Here is an 18,937-nt window from a genome sequence, read left to right on the forward strand (position 1 = left end):
TACGCCGCTATGAGGAGAAGCTTAGCGGCTGGAGATCAGGAGTATGCAGCAAGTATTGCACCGGGGTGCTGCAATGAAGCACCACCATGAAGAAGCTCTAAATGCGTCCTGGGACGATTTGAAACTCTTTTTAGCCTGCGCAAAATTTAAAAGTTTCCGAAATGCGGCCGAAGAGCTCGGGCTCACCTCCACCACATTGATGCGCCGGATCGACCGGCTCGAAGAGAGCATCGGCTGCAAGCTTTTCCTGCGCGACCAGAGCGGACTCACGCTCAGCGATGAAGGCACCGCGATGATTGCCGACGTTGCGCATATGGAGCGTCACGCCTTCAACGTCTTCCGCCGTGCCTCGCGATCCCAAAACGACACGTCGGGCACGGTGCGCGTCGCGGTGACGGAGGGCCCGGGCAATTTCTGGATCCTGCCGCGGTTGATCGACTTCCAGAAGACCTATCGAAAGATCACCGTCGACCTGCGTTGTGCGATGGAGCAGGCCGATGTCGCGCGGCTGGAGTCGGACATTGCAATCCAGCTCGAGCCGCCGACCAATCCCGATCTCATCGTCGCCAAGCTCGGCCGGCTGCACATCTTCCCCTTCGTCTCGAGGGACTATGCGGACCTCTACGGCGTGCCGGCGACACTCGCCGAATTGCCGAGCCACCGCATCATCAAGCAGAGCGCGCCGCAGGTCGACGACGGTGCCTATGCCCGCGTGCTCGGGTTGAAATCGCTGGAAGGCATCGTCGGGATCAAAACCAATTCTTCCGTCGGCGTGCTCTACGCGGTCGAGCGCGGCGCCGGCATCGGTTTCCTGCCGACGGTGTCGATCGCACTCGGTGTACCGCTTGTCGCCGTCGACCTCGGCGTCAGCCACCACGCCGACCTCTGGCTCACCTATCACAAGGAGTTCCGCGCCTCCGAACGGCACAAGATCGTGGTCGACTGGCTGAAGAAGATCTTCGATCCAAAGACCCATCCCTGCTTTCGCGACGAGTTCATCCATCCGAACGCGCTGGTGCCGATGATGACGGCCGCGCGCGAAGGCTTTGGATTATCCGGATACGTTGCAGCGACGCCGAAGTGATTATTTGAGCACCCCGCGCAAACGCGTTGCACACCCTTACGGGTCATACCCGCCCTACCACCGATATTCGAAGCCGATCGTGCCCTGGTGCGATGTCAGCTCGTTGCGGAACTTGCCGTCGTAATTGACGTAGAGCCGCGCGGCATTGGTCAGGCTGAGTGATGCCGAGGCGCCTGCGTCCATGCCGTAACGGCTCTCGCCGATGCCGGGGACGACGATGTTCTGGGTGCCGAGGCTGACCTGGACCGATCCGAGATCCTGATAGAAATTGTCGACGAACTTGCCATAGGCCGATAGGTCCAGGATCTTCTGATCGAAAATGAAGTATCGCCCCATCTCGGCGCCGATCATGACGCGCGCGCGCGCAATCGCGCTCGAGCCGACGTTGAGCGGATCAAGCCCGCCGGCCTCCTGGAACGCCGCGCCGGTGGCTCGCAAATATTCGAGCGCCCCCTTCGGCACGACGCGCATCTGGTCCTTGGTCCAGTAATAGCTGATCTCGGTCAGCGCACCGTCGACGGCGGCACGATAGCCCGCCGTCGCCAGGCCAAAGCCGGTGTCCCGGCTGGAATGGACTTTGCCGAAACCGTGCACCACCGCGAAGGCCCAGGTCCACGGCCCCTTGTCGACAGAGCCGTTGAAGCCGATCTGGGTCAGGTCGAGCGTCGCCGATTGCAGCGCGAGCGGCACGTCGATGTCGGTATGGCTCTGGTCGACGGAGAAGCCGAGATTGACGCCCGGCGCGACCCGCGCACCGAAGCCGGCGACGCCGCCGAACGTCTTGCGCTTGTCGCCGACGAAATCGCCTTGCGGATCGGTCCGCATCGAAATGCCGTAGCCCTCGTACCAGGTGCGGTAACGCGGATCCTCCGTGCTCACGGAGGCCCCGCCACCGCCGGGGTTGGTGCGGAACGCGCGATTGACGCCGCCGGACGCCTGGTTGCCGAGGCGCTCGAGAAAGTTCGAGCCGAGATCGAGCGCAGTGTTGCCGGCGGACGGGTCGTAATTGGTCGATGTCGGGACCGGGATCGGCGTCGGAGACGGCGTGGGTGTTGGGGTCGGCGTCGGCGTCGGCGTCGGGCTCTGTGCGAAGGCCGGCGTCGCCGCCGATGTCGTCACGGCGATGGCCAGCGCCATCGCAGTGGCTACCGCAATCGCGGCGGCGACCCGGCGGACGCGATCCTGCCCGATCGTCAGCCGTGTTCCGGAGGGCTGCGAAGGGCAGCTCATGACGACAAATCCTCAAAGCAAGATAGCGGTCCGCAAAAATGCCACACGAACAACACGCGTGCGGCGATTTGTGCTGAACTGCCACGGAGGGTCAATCGTTTGGCACGGTATAGCCGAGGCGATTGCCTTCGATTGTGGTTCCGCTGCCACAGGTCGCAAATTGCAACGGCGCTGGCCCGGTCCGACCTTGAAAATCGCGCACAGCTTGCTATCGCGCGATTTTCATGTTGCAATATCCGACACAATCGGAATTGGCCGCTCGGCTGTGCGTTTCGCGACAGACTCAAGACTCGAACAGACTTCCGGAAGCCCGTTTGTGACGTGGCACGCGAAAAGCGGCCGCGTCTTTTTTGTATCTAGCGGAGGAGACTAACGATGCCACAAAAGGGCACCGTCAAATGGTTCAACCCGACCAAGGGCTATGGGTTCATCAAGCCGAACGGCAGCGACAAGGACGTGTTCGTCCACATCTCCGCCGTCGAGCGTGCCGGACTCTCGACCCTCAATGAGAACCAGGTGGTTGAATACGACCTCGTGGAGAACCGCGGCAAGGCATCCGCGGAGAACCTCAAGGTCTCCTGATTTCTCTCAAAGCCAAGCGTGAGAGATCATCATGACGTTGCCCCCGGCTCTGCCGGGGGATTTGTTTTGGCCCTGCTTCTTCCAACTGGACCTTATGTGGATTTCCGGTTATATTACCGGACATTTATCTCGGAGCGGTCCGTGGCGACGAAATCCCAGCGAAAAGCAACCCGAACCCATCGGCGCCGCGCCGCAGCGCGCGGTTTGGTACGCGTTGAAGTGCAAGCCGCGAAGAAAGATGCAAGCCTCATCCGTGCCTTGGCGGAAACTCTACGCGACAAACCGGAAAGAGCTGCGGCACTTCGCTCGACGCTCGCCAGCGCCCTCCTCGATCCTGACATCAGAACGGCCTTTGATATTTTTGGTTCGGAACTTCCCGATGACGCATTCGAGGGTGTGTTCGACCAGCCACGGCGTGACGGCTGGCGAGAGGTCGACTTGTGAAGTTTCTGGTCGATACCAACGTCATTTCCGAAATTCGAAAGCGCGAGCGGGCCGACGCAAACGTCATTCGTTGGGTCAATCAGATCCCAGCCGAGGAAATCGGAACCAGCGTCTTGGTTCTGGCTGAAATTCGCCGAGGCATCGAACTAACGAGGCGAAGCGATCCGCTCCAGGCAAAATCTCTCGATCAGTGGTTTTCGCAGATGAGGACAAGACTTGCCGATCGGGTTCTGCCCATTGATGAGAGCATCGCCGACACCTGGGCACTCCTTGGAATTCCCAATCCGCTGCCACTCATCGACAGTCTTCTCGCCGCCACTGCCAAGGTCCACGGCCTAACACTGGTGACCCGCAACATTGCGGATGTTGAATCGACCGGTGTGGCGCTGCTCGACCCGTTTGCAGCGCGGTGAGCGATAGATCGATGGTGCAACGATCGGAGTACTTCTCTGTCGCTAATGACACCAAATGGCGAGAACTGCGAACTGCAATACTCGACCTCGACCGAACCGATCAACCCGCTTTTCGTTGCAAAGACGTAGAAGGGGGCGTCCTCGGCTCCTCGGATGGAGAAACTGTCCGTGGAGACGCCGCAGCAGCGCGACCTCGTCCGAGCAATTTGAATCGTATCCGGTTCGCAGGAGAGGAGACGGCGACAGGTTTCCGCATTCTCGGATATGTAGGCAAAAGGCGAGCCGGCAAATTGCATCGAACAGCCGCGGTTCTACCCTAGCTCACCACCGGCGCGATCAGGAAATTCTCCGACGCCGAACTGCCCGCCGTCTTGCAAACATCGCCCTCAATCCGGGCCTTGCCGGTCGCGAGCAGCCTCAGCGCTGCGGGATAGATGCGGTGCTCGACTTCGAGGATGCGCTCCGACAGCGTCTCCGCCGTGTCGTGATCGCTGACGGGCACCGCACCCTGCATCACGATCGGACCGGCGTCAGTCTCGGGGATGACGAAGTGCACCGTCGCGCCGGACAGTTTGACGCCGGCGCGCAAGGCCTGCCCATGCGGGTCGAGGCCGGGGAAAGACGGCAGCAGCGAGGGATGGATGTTGAGCATCCGCCCGTACCAGGCCTTGGCGAATTCGGCGGTGAACAGGCGCATGAAGCCGCCGAGGCAAATCAGCTCGATCCCGTGCTCGTCGAGCGCTGCCTGCAGCACCGCCTCGAAGCCGGCGCGGTCCTTGCCGAACGGCCTGCTCTCGATCATCTGCGTTTTCACGCCGGCCGCTCTGGCCCGTTCAAGGCCAAGCGCGTCGGCCTTGTTCGAGATGACGAGCGAGATTTCCGCCGGAAAATCCGCCACGCTTGCTGCCTTGATCAGCGCGGACATGTTGGAGCCGCGGCCGGAAATCAGGATGGCGACGCGGCGCTTCATCACAGCGCCAGGTCGAGATGGCCGTTATAGACGACGCGGTGCTCGCCCTCGGCCGGGATCACGGTACCGAGCTGCGCAACGGTCTCGCCGGCATCGGTGAAGACCCGCACGACCTCGTCGACCTTCTCAGGCTCGACGATCGCGATCATGCCGATGCCGCAGTTGAAGGTCCTGAGCATTTCGAGCTCGGCGATGCCGGCTTGCGCCGCAAGCCATTTGAACACCGGCAGCACCGGCAGGCGCGCAAGGTCGATGCCGACGCCGAGATGGTTCGGCAGCACGCGCGGAATGTTGTCAGTGAAGCCGCCACCGGTGATGTGGGCGAGGCCCTTCACCGCAGCCGTTTCGCGGATCGCACGCAGGCAGGATTTGACGTAGAGCCGCGTCGGCGTCAGCAGCGCGCCGCCAAGCGTCATCACCGGCGCGAACGGCGCCTGCGCCTCGAAGCCGAGGCCGGATTGTTCCACGATCTTGCGCACCAGCGAGAAGCCGTTGGAGTGCACGCCCGACGAAGCCAGGCCGATCACGGCATCGCCCGCGGCAATGTCCTTGCGCGGCAGCAGCGTGCCCCGCTCGGCGGCGCCGACGGCAAAGCCACCGAGATCATAGTCGCCGTCCTTGTAGAGGCCGGGCATTTCAGCGGTCTCGCCGCCGATCAGGGCGCAGCCGGACTCGCGGCAGCCTTCGGCGACGCCGGCGACGATCGAGGCGGTCGCCTCCGGATCGAGCTTGCCGCAGGCGAAATAGTCGAGGAAGAACAGCGGCTCGGCGCCCTGCACCACGAGGTCGTTGACGCTCATGGCCACGAGGTCGATACCGATCCCGCCATGCAGGCCGGTCTCGATCGCGATCTTGACCTTGGTACCGACGCCGTCGGTGGCCGCGACCAGGACGGGGTCCTTGAAGCCGGCCGCCTTGAGGTCGAACAGGCCGCCGAATCCGCCGATCTCGGCGTCCGCCCCGGGCCGTGCGGTGGCGCGCACCATCGGCTTGATCAGGTCGACCAGGCGGTTGCCCGCGTCGATATCGACGCCTGAATCGGCGTAAGTGAGGCCGTTTTTGCGGTCGGTCATGCCCGATTTCCAGTGGGTTTGCGGCTGGTTACGTCGAATTCCGGGGACGTGCAATGGCAAGCGTGGCGCCCCGCCCTATACTATGTAGATATCAACCGGTTCAGCCTTCAAACGGGCCGGATTCGAGGTCAGGCCGGGTGCCGGGAAGCGCCGCGTGAGTATTCCGAACATCATTACCTTGGGCCGCATCATGCTGGTCCCGATCATCGTCTGGGCCATCGTGTCGAGCCAAATGGAGGTGGCCTTCGGCGTCTTCCTGGTCGCCGGCATCAGCGACGCCGTCGACGGCTTTCTGGCCAAGCGTTTCAACATGGCGAGCGAACTCGGCGCCCTGCTCGACCCCTTGGCCGACAAGGCGCTGCTGGTGTCGATCTATCTCGCGCTCGGCATCTGGGGCGACATTCCGCGCTGGATCGTGATCCTGGTGGTGTCGCGCGACATCATGATCGTCGCGGCTGTGATCGTGTCCTGGCTGTTCGACAAGCCCGTCGAGATGAAGCCGTCGATGGTCTCCAAGCTCAACACCACGGCCCAGGTGGCCTATGCTGCACTGGTGCTGGCCTCGCTCGCCTTCGGCTTCAAGCTGGGGCCCTATGATATGATCCTGATGGGCCTCGTTACGGTGTTCACGCTGTCCTCCGTGTCGCTCTATCTCGTCGAGTGGCTGCGGCACATGAGCACCATTGAGGCCAAGTAGCATGATCGAGGCCAAATGAACCGGGAGGCGGCCCCGCAAAAGGCCAACTCCCGATCGAATAAGTCTATCCTCTTCAAACACAGCCGGCGCGCCGGCACGGAGTAAAGCAAGCGTGGCAGGCCGCGTTCATCCCCGACAATTGGCGTTTTCGCTTCCGCACGCCGAGAGCCTCAGTCGGGACAATTTTCTCGAGGGCCCTGCCAATGCCGCCGGCCTCGCTCTGATCGACGGTTGGCCGGAATGGCCGAACCGGATCATGTGGCTCGCCGGCCCCGAAGGAAGCGGCAAGAGCCATCTCGCGGCGATCTGGGCCGAGGAGGCCGGCGCCCGCTCGACCGCGGCCAATGCGCTGACCGCGGCCAGCGTCCCCGGCGCGCTCGCGACCGGCGCGCTGGTGGTCGAGGATCTCAAGGCGCGGAGCTTTGACGAGCGCGCCCTGTTCCATCTGATGAATCTTGCCCGCGAGGACGGTGCCTATGTGCTGTTCACCGGACGCGAGGCGCCGGCGGCGATCGAGGTCGATCTCCGCGACCTCAAGTCGCGGCTTCGGACGATTCCGGTGATTTCGCTGGCGCCGCCTGATGACCAGCTGTTCCGCGGCCTGATCATCAAGTTCTGCGCCGACCGCCAGCTCTCCGTGGATGAAAGCGTGGTGAGCTACCTCGCAACCCGGCTGGAGCGGTCGTCGGCCGCCGCCCGGCGGGCCGTGGAATTGCTCGATGGTGAGGCGCTGCGGCTCGGCCGCCCCGTCACCCGGGCGCTCGCCGCCGAACTGCTGCGCGATGCCTGACCGCCAAGCCCTCTTTGGTCCCTTTGCGCCCGCTTGACGGGGCGAGGCGGCGGAACATCAATGTCATCGAAACGTCATCGCGCTAACACATGCTCCGGCCGGTTTTGCGCATAAATCGCGGACTGGGGCAAACTGGATGGATCGATTTCTCATGGATTCCGCGCAAACTGTTGAAACAAAAGAAAAAGTCGCGGAAACCGAGGGTCTGCCGGCGATCGCCTCGAGCCCCGAGCGATTCATCAATCGCGAGCTCTCCTGGCTGCACTTCAACCGGCGCGTCCTGGAGGAATCGGTCAATCCCAGCCACCCCGTGCTGGAGCGGGTACGATTCCTGTCGATTTCCGCAAATAACCTCGACGAATTCTTCATGGTCCGTGTCGCCGGCATCAAAGCGCAGGTGCGCGAGGGCATCGCCGAGCGCGCCCCCGATGGCCTGACTCCGTCCGAGCAGCTCGCGCTGATCAACCGCACCGTCTCGCAGCTCGCATCCGACCAGCAGGCGATCTGGGCCGCGTTGCGCGGCACGCTCGCCGACGTCGGCATCGTGCTGCTCGAGGGCAAGGAGGTCACCAAGGCGGAGCGGACCTGGCTTGAGGACTATTTCCTCAACAACGTGTTCCCGCTGCTGACGCCATTGGCGATCGATCCGGCGCACCCCTTCCCGTTCATCCCGAGCCTCGGCTTCACCATTGCGCTCCAGCTCACGCGTGCCATCGACGGCAAGCAGATGAACGCGCTGATCCGTATGCCAGGCAAGATCGATCGCTTCATCCGCCTGCCGACCGACGGCAAGGTGGTGCGCCTGATCTCGCTGGAGCAGGTGACCGGTCTTTTCATCAACCGCCTGTTTCCCGGCTACAATCTCCACGGCCAGGGCGCCTTCCGCATCATCCGCGACTCCGAGCTCGAAATCGAGGAAGAGGCCGAAGACCTCGTCCGCCTGTTCGAGACCGCGCTGAAGCGCCGCCGCCGCGGGTCGGTGATCCGGCTCGAGATCGACGCCAAGATGCCGGAGCAGCTGCGCAGCTTCGTACAGCACGCCCTGTCGGCCGCCGACGACGAAGTGTTCCTCGTCGATGGCGTGCTCGCCATGAACGAGCTCTCGCAGCTCACCCGGCTCGACCGGCCCGACCTCGAATTCACTCCCTACGTGCCTCGGCATCCCGAGCGCGTGCGCGAGCATGGCGGCGACATTTTTGCCGCCATTCGCCAGAAGGACCTCGTCGTCCACCACCCCTACGAATCGTTCGACGTGGTGGTGCAGTTCCTGCAGCAGGCCGCGCGCGACCCTGACGTCGTCGCGATCAAACAGACGCTTTATCGCACCTCGAACAATTCGCCCATCGTGCGCACGCTGGCCGAAGCGGCCGAAGCCGGCAAGTCCGTCACCGCGCTGATCGAGCTGAAGGCGCGCTTCGACGAAGAGGCCAACATCCGCTGGGCGCGCGACCTCGAACGCGCCGGTGTGCAGGTCGTCTACGGCTTTCTCGAATTGAAGACGCACGCGAAGCTTTCGATGGTGGTACGCCGCGAAGGCGGCAGCCTCACCACTTACGTCCATACCGGCACCGGCAATTATCACCCCGTCACCGCGCGTATTTACACGGACCTCTCCTACTTCACCTCGGAACCGACCATCGGCCGCGACGCCGCGCGCGTGTTCAACTTCATCACGGGCTACGCCGCGCCAAGCGATCTGGAAAAGATGGCGGTGTCGCCGCTGACCCTGCGCAAGCGCATCATCGAGCACATCCAGGGCGAGACCGAGCACGCGCGTCACGGCAAGCCCGGCGCGGTCTGGATGAAGATGAATGCGCTGGTCGACCCCGATATCATCGACGCGCTCTACGAGGCATCGCAGGCGGGCGTGCAGGTCGAGCTCGTGGTCCGCGGCATCTGCTGCCTGCGCCCCGGCATTCCCGGCCTGTCGGAGAACATCCGCGTCAAGTCGATCATCGGACGCTTCCTGGAACACGGCCGAATCTACTGCTTCGGCATGGGTCAGGGCCTGCCGAGCGCGAAAGCGGCTGTGTATATCTCGTCGGCCGATATGATGCCGCGCAATCTCGACCGCCGCGTCGAGGTGCTGTGTCCGTTGCAAAATCCCACGGTGCATCAGCAGGTTCTCGAACAGATCATGGTCGCGAACCTGAAGGACAATGAGCAGAGCTGGCAATTGTTGCCGGACGGGTCCTCAACGCGTATGAAGGCCGCGAAGGGCGAGGAGCCTTTCAACGTGCACAACTACTTCATGACAAATCCGAGTCTGTCTGGCCGTGGAAAGTCGCTCAAGGAATCCTCGCCGCGCCGTCTCACGCGCCGGAACGAACGCCATCAGTCCTGACCGGAGATTTCTGCGGTGAAACGGCCGCGCAAGCGTGGCGCTAGCGTCGCGGTCATCGACATCGGCTCCAACTCGGTTCGTCTCGTCGTCTACGAGGGACTGACACGCAGCCTGATTCCGATCTTCAACGAGAAGACGCTGTGCGGCCTCGGGCGTGAGGTGCAGAGCACGGGTCTGCTCGCGCCGGATGCCGTCGACAAGGCGCTGACCTCGCTCAAGCGCTTCCGCGCGTTGTGCCGCGTGATGCAGGTCGGCCGCGTGTTTGCGATCGCGACCGCGGCTTGCCGTGATGCTTCTAACGGCCCCGACTTCATCGCCAAAGCCGAGCGCATCTGCGCCGTGAAGATCGAGATCCTGTCGGGACCGCGCGAAGCGAAGCTGTCGGCGCTCGGCGTGATCTCGGGCATTCACCGCCCCGACGGCATCGTCGGCGATCTCGGCGGCGGCTCGCTCGAACTGATCGACGTGCGCGGGAACAGCGTGCGCAGCGGCGTGACGCTGCCGCTCGGCGGCCTCGCGCTGCAGGACCTCGCCCACAAATCGCTGAAGCGCGCCGACCGGATCGTCCGCGAGGCGATCGACGAGGTCCCGCAACTCAAGGCCGGCAGCGGCCGCAGCTTCTATGCGGTCGGCGGCACCTGGCGCGCGCTGGCGCGCATCCACATCATCCAGAGCGGGTACCCGCTCCAGGTGATGCACGGCTATTCGATTTCGGCAGCCGAAGCGCTCGACTTTTCGCGTCGTCTGCGTCGTCTTGCAGCCGCCAACATGCTCGCCGACATCGAGGTCGTCGCAGACGCGCGGCGTCCTCTCCTCACCTATGCCGCGCTGGTGCTCGAGCATATCATCCGGGTGGCGAAGCCCAAGACAATCGTGTTTTCGACCTTCGGCGTGCGCGAAGGTCTGCTGCACGAGAAGCTCTCGGAGAGCGAGCGCAACAAGGACGGGCTGATCTGCGCGGCGGAAGAGTTGAACCAGCTGCTGTCACGCTCGGCCAAGCATGCGCGCGAGCTGATCGCCTGGACCGACCGCCTCGCGCGCGTTGTCAAGCTGCGCGAGACCGAGGAGGACCGCCGGCTTCGCCACGCCGCCTGCCTGCTCTCCGACATCGGCTGGCGCGTGCATCCCGACCATCGCGGCGAGCAAACGCTGAGCCTCGTCGTCAACGGCAATTTCGGAGCAATCACGCACATTGAGCGCGCCTTTGTCGGCCTGTCGGTGTTCTATCGCTATGCGGGTCTCAGCGAGGAAAACCAGCCGCCGCTAATGATGCAGGAACTGCTGACACCGGCGCAGCTCGAGCGCGCCCGCCTCCTTGGCGCCGCGTTCCGCGTTGCGCATCTGATCTCGGCGGCGCGTCCTGGCGTGCTGCCCGCCACGCATTTCCGCAGCCAGGGGCGCAATCTGATGCTGGTGTTCGAGCACAGGCTCGGCGATCTCGTCGCCGACCGCGTCGGCAGCCGCTTCAAGCAGCTCGCCCGCCTGATCGGACGGTCCGGCTCGATCGTACGGCGGTAGCGCTTATTCAGCTGACGCTTTTGCGTGCTCGAGCGCGGCTTGACTGAGGCTCCGCCGGCGCCAGATCGAGCCGACGACCAGCACGACCACGACACCGAGCGCGGCGCAGAGATATTCGGCGCCACCGCCGCCATGGGCAAATTGCGGCGGGATGTGCAGGCTGCCGAGCATCTTGTCCAGCGAAGCGCCGAACGGACCTTCGGACAGCGTGTGCAGATTCGGCGCGATACCGGGATCGGTTGCGATCACCTCACCCGCGATCCAGCCGAGCAGCGCCGCACCGGCCCAGACCAGGATCGGCAGCTTCGATAGCAGCGCCATGATCAGCGCCGCACCGGCGACGATCAGGGGCACGCTGATGGCAAGGCCGAGCACCAGCAGCGGCACGCTGCCGTTGGCGGCCGCGGCAACCGCGATGACATTGTCGAGGCTCATGACGATGTCGGCGATAACGACGATCTGCACCGCCTGCCACAGATGCGAGGCCGACTCGACGCCCTCCTCGTCCTCGTTTTCGGGCACGAGCAGCTTTGCCGCGATCACGATCAGCGCGAGGCCGCCGACCAGCTTGAGGTACGGCAACCCCATCAGGCTCGCGACGATCCCGGTGAAGATGATCCGCAGCAGAACCGCGGCGCCCGCGCCGAGCACCATGCCCCACAGCCGATGCCGCGGCTTCAGGCCGCGGCAGGCAAGCGCAATCACAAGCGCGTTGTCGCCGGACAAAAGGATGTTGATCCAGATGATCTTGCCGACCGCAATCCAGAAGGTCGGCTCAGCCATCTCATTGCGGAACTGGGTGAAGAATGCCCCGATCGTGGCGGGATCGAAGATCTGCCAGAGCCAGTTCACAATCAGTCCTTTCGCCCCGTCGACTTAACTTGTCGGCTGAAAGCTCAGCCGACGATCTCGTTGCCCGAGAAGAACTGCGCGATCTCGATCGCGGCGGTCTCCGGGGCGTCCGAGCCGTGGGCGGAGTTCTCGCCGATCGACTTTGCGTAGAGCTTGCGGATGGTGCCGTCGGCCGCCTTGGACGGATCGGTCGCGCCCATCACGTCACGGTACTTGGCGACCGCGCCCTCGCCTTCCAGCACCTGGACGACAACCGGGCCCGAGGTCATGAACTCGACGAGTTCGCCGAAGAACGGACGGGCCTTGTGGACGGCGTAGAAGGTCTCGGCCTGTTCCTTGGTCATGCGGATGCGCTTCTGCGCGACGATGCGCAAGCCCGCCTTCTCGATCACGGCGTTCACGGCACCGGTCAGATTACGCGCCGTCGCGTCGGGCTTGATGATCGAGAAAGTGCGTTCGATGGCCATGATCTTGTCCTTGAAGAGAAAAAGGGTGGTTGGGAGTTGCGGGGCTTATATCGGCGCCTTCGCGATCCGGCAAGCGACCGCCGGAACGAGCGTGCGGTGGATTTGCCGGACCGGATTCCAACATGGATTACAACGATTTCACCCAGATGAACCCAGTCTGAAGGCTCTGTCAGGGTTTGGTTCAGCCTCGCCGATGTAGCGTCAGGTCCATCGAAACCAAAGCCTCCTCGCGAGGCGGACCGTTTCGGCGGCCTTTCCATCGACGCGATAGCCCCGCGCCGGCAGTTTTGAGGAGATCACCATGTTGAGGAAACTTTCGCTCGCAGCAGTTGCCGCGGTCGCGCTGGGTGCCGCGCTGGCTCCCACCTCCGCCTCCGCTCACTGGCATGGCGGCGGCTGGGGCTGGCACGGTGGTGGCGGCTGGCATCACGGCGGCTGGGGCTGGGGCGGACCGCGCTTTTACGCGGCCCCGGTCTCCTACGGCTACGGCGGCTGCTATGTGCGCCGGCTGGTCCCGACCCCCTGGGGACCCCGCTGGCGGCTGATCAACCGCTGCTACTGAGCCCGCAAGCACCTTCCTGAAGCACATTCCTGGAAGACCTTCCCAAGGTACTGTTCCCCCCTGCGGTACCTTCCAAGAGAGGCCCCGGCGTCCCCCGCCGGGGCCTTTTGTTTGGGCAGATACGACGAGGGTTCATACAATTTTTACTAGAATGCCACGCCTGCCCGACACCCGGCGAAACCATTTTGGGGGCAATGACTTGGTACCGTGTCGTTACTTTGCAAACACGGAATCGTGCGATGGCTGGCCTTTCTGCCAATGACAGCGAACAGATCGACCGGCGCACCAGCCGATCGATTTGCGATGCCGTGGGCGAACGGCTGCAGCAGAGCATTCGCCCCGAACCCCGGCTCCCGACCCATCTGGAGCATCTGATGGACGAGTTGAGGAAGCGCGAGCGCGACCCGCACTGACGAACTATTGGCTTGCGAAAAATCGGGTTGCGTTTGATCCCGCCTGCGGTGACAAGGCCGCATGCTCTCCATCACCGACCTCTCGGTCCGCCTCGCCGGACGCCTTTTGATCGATGACAGTTCCGTGCAGATCACGCCCGGCTCGCGGGTCGGCATGGTCGGACGCAACGGCACCGGCAAATCGACGCTGTTCAAGGTGATCCGCGGCGAGCTTGCGGCCGAGCACGGCTTGGTGACGCTGCCGCCCCGCTGGCGAGTGGGCAGCCTGGCGCAGGAAGCGCCGAACGGCCCCGAAAGCCTGATCTCGGTCGTGCTCAAGGCCGACCTGGAGCGCGATGCGTTGCTTCACGAAGCCGAAAGCGCCACCGATCCGCACCGGATCGCCGAGATCCAGACCCGGCTCGTCGATATCGACGCGCATTCGGCGCCTGCACGTGCAGCTGCCATCCTCTCGGGCCTCGGCTTCTCCGCCGCCGACCAGTTGCGGCCGTGCGCCGAATTTTCCGGCGGCTGGCGCATGCGCGTCGCGCTGGCGGCGACGCTGTTTGCGGCCCCCGACCTCCTGCTGCTCGACGAGCCCACCAACTATCTCGACCTCGAGGGCACGCTGTGGCTCGAGGATCACCTGGCGCATTATCCGCGCACGGTGATCGTGATCAGCCATGACCGCGACCTGCTGGAGAGCTCGGTCGACCAGATCCTGCATCTGGAGCGCGGCAAGCTCACGCTCTACAAGGGCACCTACTCGTCCTTCGAGGAGCAGCGCGCCGCGCGCGAGCTGCTCGACGCCAAGGCGGTCAAGCGGCAGGAGGCGGAGCGCGCCCGCCTGCAGGCCTTCGTCGACCGCTTCAAGGCCAAGGCGTCCAAGGCGCGCCAGGCGCAGTCGCGCGTCAAAATGCTGGAGCGGCTGAAGCCGGTCACGGCGCTGGTGACGGAGGACGTGCGCGAGATCACCTTCCCGGCGCCGGACAAAATCCTGTCGCCGCCGATCATCGCCGTCGACAATGCGTCCGTCGGCTACGATCCGGCGGCGCCGGTGCTGAGCCGCGTGACGCTGCGCATCGACAATGACGACCGCATCGCCCTGTTAGGCGCTAACGGCAACGGCAAGTCGACGCTGGTCAAGCTGCTCGCCGCGCGTCTGGCGCCCTTCTCCGGCAAGGTGACGCGCGCCGACAAGCTGTCGATCGCCTATTTCGCCCAGCATCAGCTCGACGAGCTGAACGAGGACGCCTCCGCCTACGACCACGTCCGCAAGCTGATGGGCGATGCGCCCGAAGCCAAGGTGCGGGCCCGCGCCGGCGCGATCGGCTTCTCCGGCAAGGCGGCCGACACCAAGGCCGGCAAACTCTCGGGCGGCGAGAAGGCGCGGCTCCTGCTAGGCCTTGCCACCTTCTTCGGCCCCAACATGATCATCCTCGACGAGCCGACCAACCATCTCGACATCGACAGCCGCGCTGCCCTTGCCGAAGCGATCAACGAGTTTCCCGGCGCGATCATCATGGTCTCGCACGACCGCTATTTGATCGAGGCCTGCGCCGACCAGCTCTGGATCGTCGCCGACCGCACCGTGACCAACTACGACGGCGACCTCGACGAGTACCGCCGCCTGGTGCTGTCGTCGCGCAACAGCGAGCCCGCCCCGCGCGAGCGCAGCACGGCAAGCGAGAAGCCGCAGCGCCCGAAGTCGGACAATCGCGGCCCACTGAAGAAGCGCATTGCGGAAGCCGAAAGCGAGATTGCGCGCGTCAGCGACATTATCGCCAAGATCGACACCGCGCTCGCCCTGCCCGACATTTACACGCGATCCCAAGCAGGCTGCGCAGCTGTCGAAGGCCCGTGCCAACGCCGCCGACGCGCTGGCGCGCGCCGAAGAACAGTGGCTCGAGGCGAGCGCGCAGTTCGACGAGGCTTCGACTTAACGCTCCCGCATGATCTCGTGCCGGTAGCGCTGCAGCGGCGACAGCAGATAGCTCAGAATGGTGCGCGAGCCGGTCCTGATCTCCAGGGTCACGGCCATTCCCGGCGACAGGTTCACGAGTCGATCATCGACCTCCATTTGCGCGCGACCGAGCGAGATGCGGGCGCTGTAGCTGAGCTCCTGCCCGCTGGGCTCGCTGCTGTCGTGCTGCGCGCCCGGCGCGCGGTCGCCGTTACGCTCCGGCGGACGGTCGCGAATGATGGCATCCTGCGAAACGCTCAGCACCCGGCCTTCCAAAAGGCCGTAGCGGGTAAAGTTGAAGGTGTCGATCTTGATCGCGGCACCCTGCCCGGCCTCGACAAAGCCGACGTCGCGGTTGGAGATCATCGCCTCGATCTCGAGCCGAGTGTCTGACGGCACGATCACGAGCAGCGATTGCGCCGGGGTGACCACGCCGCCGACAGTGTGGACTGCAAGCTGCTGCACGACGCCGTCGACCGGTGACGTCAGCAGCTGAAGCCTTGTCCGCTGCTGCGCCTTGATCAGATCGCGCGCGAGGCCATTGGCTTTCTGCTCGCTCTTGGCGAGATCGTCGGACAGGCTTTTGCGATACTCGGCCACCGCCTGGATGCGGGTTTCGCGGATTGCGGCGACGGCTGCCTCGGCTTCATTCAGATGGCTGCGTTGAACACCGAGTTCCTCCTGCTGCTCGATCTGGAGCTGAAGCGTCTCGTAATATGTCAGTTTGGAGCCGATCTCCTTCTCCATCAGTGTCTTCCGGATATCGACGCGCTGCTCGGTCACGGGGAGCAATGCACCCAGCTTGTGGATCGTGGCCGCGATGGTTTGATGCTCGGCGTCCTTCTGCGCCTCCTGGCGTTCAAGGGCCGCGAGCTTGGCGCGGTGCTCGCTGATCTGGTTAGTGAGAAGCTGCTGCTGCGTCGCGACCAGCGATGGATCGGCGTCCGCGGGAGCAACGAGATCGGCGTAGCCGTCTTCGCCGGCACTCAGCACCGCGCGAAGGCGCGCGCTATTGAGCCGTTCGGCCACGAGGTCGTCGTGCAGGTGGTCGCGCTCCGCGGCATTCACGGTCGGATCGAGCTCGATCAACACGTCGCCCGACTTGACCGCCTGCCCGTCCTGCACATGGATGGCGCGCACCACGCCGGTCTCGAACGGCTGCACCACCTTGCTGCGACCGCTCGACACCACCTTGCCGGTCGCGGACGCCACGATGTCGACCGTGCCCCACGCGGACCATGCCAGCGCCGTGCAGACGAGGGCCATCAGCGCAAACGCGATGGCGCGGCCGATCGGCGACGGCGGGTTTTCGGTGATCTCCAGCGCTGCCGGGAGAAAGGCGATTTCCTCGGCGCGCCGGCTCTTCGTGTTGCGGAAGGGAACGACGCTCTGCTCCGGCTTGCGGGCCGGCGCGGTGCTAGCCGACCTCATAAATCCCTCCCTGAAGCCGGTGCAAGGTGGCATAGCGGCCGCCGTTCCTGATCAAGGCGTCATGCGTGCCGTCTTCGACCAGACGGCCGCGCTCCAGCGTGAAGATGCGGTCGGCGCCGCGGACGGCGGAGAGACGATGCGCGATGATCAGGACGGTGCGGCCCTTCGCGATGTCCTTCATGTTGTCATGGACGATCCGCTCGCTTTCATAATCGAGCGCGCTGGTGGCTTCGTCGAAGATCAGGATGCGCGGATTGGTCACGAGTGCGCGGGCGATCGCGATGCGCTGCCGCTGCCCGCCCGAGAGCGTCGAGCCGCGCTCGCCGACGACGGTGTCGTAGCCCTCAGGCAGTTCCAGAATGAAATCATGCGCACCGGCAAGCTTCGCCGCCTCCATGATACGATCCATCGGCAGCGCCGGATCGGCGAGCGCAATGTTGTCGCGCACCGAACGGTTGAACAGCATGTTCTCCTGAAGCACGACGCCGATCTGCCGCCGCAGCCAGGCCGGGTCGGTCATCAAAAGATCCATGCCGTCGATCAGCACGCGGCCGCCCTGCGGCACGTAGAGCCGCTGCACCAGTTTTGCGAAGGTGCTCTTGCCCGAGCCCGACGATCCGACAATGCCGACGGTTTGGCCGGCCGGAATATCGAACGAGACGTCGTGCAGGATTTCCGGCCCGTCGAGCCGGTAGCGAAACGCGACGTGCTCGAAGCGGATATTGCCCCGGAGCGGCGGCAGCCCGGCGCGGCCCGCCGAATAAGCCGGCTCCGCAGCGCTGTTGAGGATGTCGCCGAGCCGGGCGATTGAGAGCCGCGCCTGATGAAAATCCTGCCAGACCTGCGCCAGCCGCAGGACGGGTGCCGAGACACGGCCCGCAAAGATGTTGAACGCCACGAGCTCGCCGACGGTCAGGGCATCGCCGATCACGAGCCGCGCGCCGACATAGAGGATCGCGGCGGTCACGATCTTGCTGACGAATTGCACGAGCTGGCTCGCGATGTTGCCGAGGCTGGTGACGCCAAAACTCGCCGAGACATAGCCGGCGAGTTGCTCTTCCCACCGGCGCTGCATCTGCGGCTCGACCGCCATCGCCTTCAGCGTCTCGATGCCGCTGACGCTCTCGACCAGAAAAGCCTGGTTCTCGGCGCCGCGGCGGAATTTCTCCTCCAGCCTACGGCGGAACAGCGGCGTCGCCACCGCCGAGATCGCAATGTAGAACGGGAACGACCCAAGCACGATGCAGCTCATCAGCGGCGAATAGGCGAACATCACCGCCAAAAACACCGAGGTGAAGACCAGGTCGATGACAAGCGTCAGCGACGAGCTGGTGATGAAATTACGGATGTTCTCGAGCTCGCGGACCCGCGCCACGGAATCGCCGACGCGTCGGGCCTGAAACCAGGCCATCGGCAGCGCCAGCAGATGATGGAACAGGCGTGCCCCCAGCTCGACGTCGATACGGTTGGTCGTGTGCGAGAACAGATAATTGCGCAGGATGCCGAGCACGGTGTCGAATAGCGAGACGACGACGAGGCCGATCACGAGCACGTCGAGCGTGGACAGCGAGCGGTGCACCAGCACCTTGTCGATCACGACCTGGAAGAACAGCGGCGAGACCAGCGCAAATAGCTGGAGGAAGAACGAGGCCGCCAGCACCTCACCGAACAAGCGCCGGTATTTGCCGATCGCGCCGACGAACCAGGTGATATCGAACGGACGTCCTAGGTCGGATAGCCCGGCGCGCCGGGCCATCAGGATCAATCCGCCGTCCCAGATCGCGCACAGCTCGTCGCGCTCCATGAACACCGGCCGCTGCGCCAGCGGCGACTGCACCAGCACCTTGTCGGCGGAGGCTTTTGCGATGACCATGAAACTGCCATCACGCAGCATCGCAATCGCCGGCAGCGGACTGCTGGACAGCCGGCTCCATTGCGTTCGATAGGTTCGTGCCTTCAGTCCGAGAGACCTGGCGCAGCGGATGATGTCCGCTGCGCCAAACTGCCGTGCCCAGCCGATGGCTGAGCTGGTCACGGTCGGCCGCCACGCCTTGCAGGTGAAGCACGGTCAGCAGCGCGTGGAGCCCCGTATCGGTCGAGACCGCGTGCGTCGTCATGGGCGTTC

At 64.3% G+C, this 18,937-nt stretch carries 17 protein-coding genes and 2 pseudogenes; 12 read left to right on the plus strand and 7 right to left on the minus strand.

The window, feature by feature from the left end:
- Positions 1-43 precede the first annotated feature (43 nt).
- On the plus strand, positions 44-1,084 hold the full coding sequence (locus ACTGJ9_RS27265) for a LysR family transcriptional regulator (protein ID WP_456673602.1): 1,041 nt from the start codon (positions 44-46) through the stop codon (positions 1,082-1,084).
- Positions 1,085-1,138: 54 nt separating this feature from the next.
- On the opposite strand, the gene ACTGJ9_RS27270 is transcribed toward ACTGJ9_RS27265, so the two are convergent.
- The gene (locus tag ACTGJ9_RS27270; RefSeq protein WP_456673603.1) at positions 1,139-2,314 is read right to left on the minus strand and encodes an autotransporter outer membrane beta-barrel domain-containing protein; all 1,176 of its coding nucleotides are present in this window, start codon (positions 2,312-2,314) and stop codon (positions 1,139-1,141) included.
- 375 nt (positions 2,315-2,689) lie between these two features.
- Between ACTGJ9_RS27270 and ACTGJ9_RS27275 the strand changes: the two genes are divergently transcribed.
- From ACTGJ9_RS27275 to ACTGJ9_RS27290, 4 genes are all read left to right on the plus strand, one after another.
- Positions 2,690-2,896, plus strand: a complete 207-nt coding sequence (locus tag ACTGJ9_RS27275) for a cold-shock protein (RefSeq protein WP_007591938.1) — start codon at positions 2,690-2,692, stop codon at positions 2,894-2,896.
- Positions 2,897-3,037: 141 nt separating this feature from the next.
- The gene (locus ACTGJ9_RS27280; protein ID WP_456673604.1) at positions 3,038-3,340 is read left to right on the plus strand and encodes a hypothetical protein; all 303 of its coding nucleotides are present in this window, start codon (positions 3,038-3,040) and stop codon (positions 3,338-3,340) included.
- Positions 3,337-3,753, plus strand: a complete 417-nt coding sequence (locus ACTGJ9_RS27285; protein ID WP_456673605.1) for a PIN domain-containing protein — start codon at positions 3,337-3,339, stop codon at positions 3,751-3,753. The genes ACTGJ9_RS27280 and ACTGJ9_RS27285 overlap by 4 nt, the downstream gene beginning before the upstream one ends.
- 11 nt (positions 3,754-3,764) lie before the next feature.
- Positions 3,765-4,073, plus strand: coding sequence for a DUF6678 family protein (locus tag ACTGJ9_RS27290; RefSeq protein ID WP_456673606.1), 309 nt, complete (start codon positions 3,765-3,767; stop codon positions 4,071-4,073).
- Here the strand turns inward: ACTGJ9_RS27290 and purN are convergent.
- Positions 4,070-4,723, minus strand: coding sequence for a phosphoribosylglycinamide formyltransferase (purN, locus tag ACTGJ9_RS27295; protein WP_456673607.1), 654 nt, complete (start codon positions 4,721-4,723; stop codon positions 4,070-4,072). The two genes, ACTGJ9_RS27290 and purN, sit on opposite strands and share 4 nt — an antisense overlap.
- Positions 4,723-5,796 carry a phosphoribosylformylglycinamidine cyclo-ligase gene (gene purM, locus ACTGJ9_RS27300; protein WP_456673608.1) on the minus strand — a complete coding sequence of 358 codons (1,074 nt, stop codon included), beginning with the start codon at positions 5,794-5,796 and terminating at the stop codon, positions 4,723-4,725. The genes purN and purM overlap by 1 nt, the downstream gene beginning before the upstream one ends.
- 154 nt (positions 5,797-5,950) lie before the next feature.
- Between purM and ACTGJ9_RS27305 the strand changes: the two genes are divergently transcribed.
- The 4 genes from ACTGJ9_RS27305 to ppx all read left to right on the plus strand — a co-directional run bounded on the left by ACTGJ9_RS27305 (position 5,951) and on the right by ppx (position 11,145).
- Positions 5,951-6,493: a CDP-alcohol phosphatidyltransferase family protein gene (locus ACTGJ9_RS27305; protein ID WP_456673609.1), complete on the plus strand. Its 543-nt coding sequence runs from the start codon at positions 5,951-5,953 to the stop codon at positions 6,491-6,493.
- Between the two features lie 112 nt (positions 6,494-6,605).
- Positions 6,606-7,283, plus strand: a complete 678-nt coding sequence (locus ACTGJ9_RS27310; protein ID WP_456673610.1) for a chromosomal replication initiator DnaA — start codon at positions 6,606-6,608, stop codon at positions 7,281-7,283.
- Positions 7,284-7,434: 151 nt separating this feature from the next.
- Positions 7,435-9,627, plus strand: a complete 2,193-nt coding sequence (locus tag ACTGJ9_RS27315; RefSeq protein WP_456673611.1) for an RNA degradosome polyphosphate kinase — start codon at positions 7,435-7,437, stop codon at positions 9,625-9,627.
- Positions 9,628-9,642: 15 nt separating this feature from the next.
- Positions 9,643-11,145 carry an exopolyphosphatase gene (gene ppx, locus ACTGJ9_RS27320; RefSeq protein ID WP_456673612.1) on the plus strand — a complete coding sequence of 501 codons (1,503 nt, stop codon included), beginning with the start codon at positions 9,643-9,645 and terminating at the stop codon, positions 11,143-11,145.
- Positions 11,146-11,148: 3 nt separating this feature from the next.
- Here the strand turns inward: ppx and ACTGJ9_RS27325 are convergent, their stop codons facing one another.
- Complete coding sequence (locus ACTGJ9_RS27325) at positions 11,149-11,997, minus strand: TerC family protein (protein ID WP_456673613.1); 849 nt, start codon at positions 11,995-11,997, stop codon at positions 11,149-11,151.
- Between the two features lie 44 nt (positions 11,998-12,041).
- Positions 12,042-12,464 carry a nucleoside-diphosphate kinase gene (gene ndk, locus ACTGJ9_RS27330; RefSeq protein ID WP_018456271.1) on the minus strand — a complete coding sequence of 141 codons (423 nt, stop codon included), beginning with the start codon at positions 12,462-12,464 and terminating at the stop codon, positions 12,042-12,044.
- 301 nt (positions 12,465-12,765) lie between these two features.
- Here ndk and ACTGJ9_RS27335 point away from each other — a divergent pair, with 301 nt between their 5' ends.
- The 3 genes and pseudogenes from ACTGJ9_RS27335 (at position 12,766) to ACTGJ9_RS27345 (ending at position 15,361) form a co-directional block, all read left to right on the plus strand.
- Positions 12,766-13,026, plus strand: a complete 261-nt coding sequence (locus ACTGJ9_RS27335; RefSeq protein ID WP_148752965.1) for a sulfur globule protein precursor — start codon at positions 12,766-12,768, stop codon at positions 13,024-13,026.
- A gap of 239 nt (positions 13,027-13,265) precedes the next feature.
- Positions 13,266-13,439, plus strand: coding sequence for a hypothetical protein (locus ACTGJ9_RS27340; RefSeq protein WP_456673614.1), 174 nt, complete (start codon positions 13,266-13,268; stop codon positions 13,437-13,439).
- Between the two features lie 61 nt (positions 13,440-13,500).
- Positions 13,501-15,361: pseudogene (locus tag ACTGJ9_RS27345) on the plus strand (ABC-F family ATP-binding cassette domain-containing protein).
- On the opposite strand, the gene ACTGJ9_RS27350 reads toward ACTGJ9_RS27345, so the two are convergent.
- Entirely contained in the window at positions 15,358-16,812 is a 1,455-nt protein-coding gene (locus ACTGJ9_RS27350) for an HlyD family type I secretion periplasmic adaptor subunit (protein ID WP_456673615.1), read from the minus strand. The pseudogene ACTGJ9_RS27345 and the gene ACTGJ9_RS27350 overlap by 4 nt on opposite strands.
- Positions 16,799-18,929 (minus strand): annotated as a pseudogene (locus ACTGJ9_RS27355) (type I secretion system permease/ATPase). Before ACTGJ9_RS27355 ends, ACTGJ9_RS27350 begins: the two are co-directional and overlap by 14 nt.
- Positions 18,930-18,937: the final 8 nt, after the last annotated feature.

It is taken from the genome of Bradyrhizobium sp. RDM12 (assembly GCF_051917485.1).
Lineage (GTDB): Bacteria > Pseudomonadota > Alphaproteobacteria > Rhizobiales > Xanthobacteraceae > Bradyrhizobium.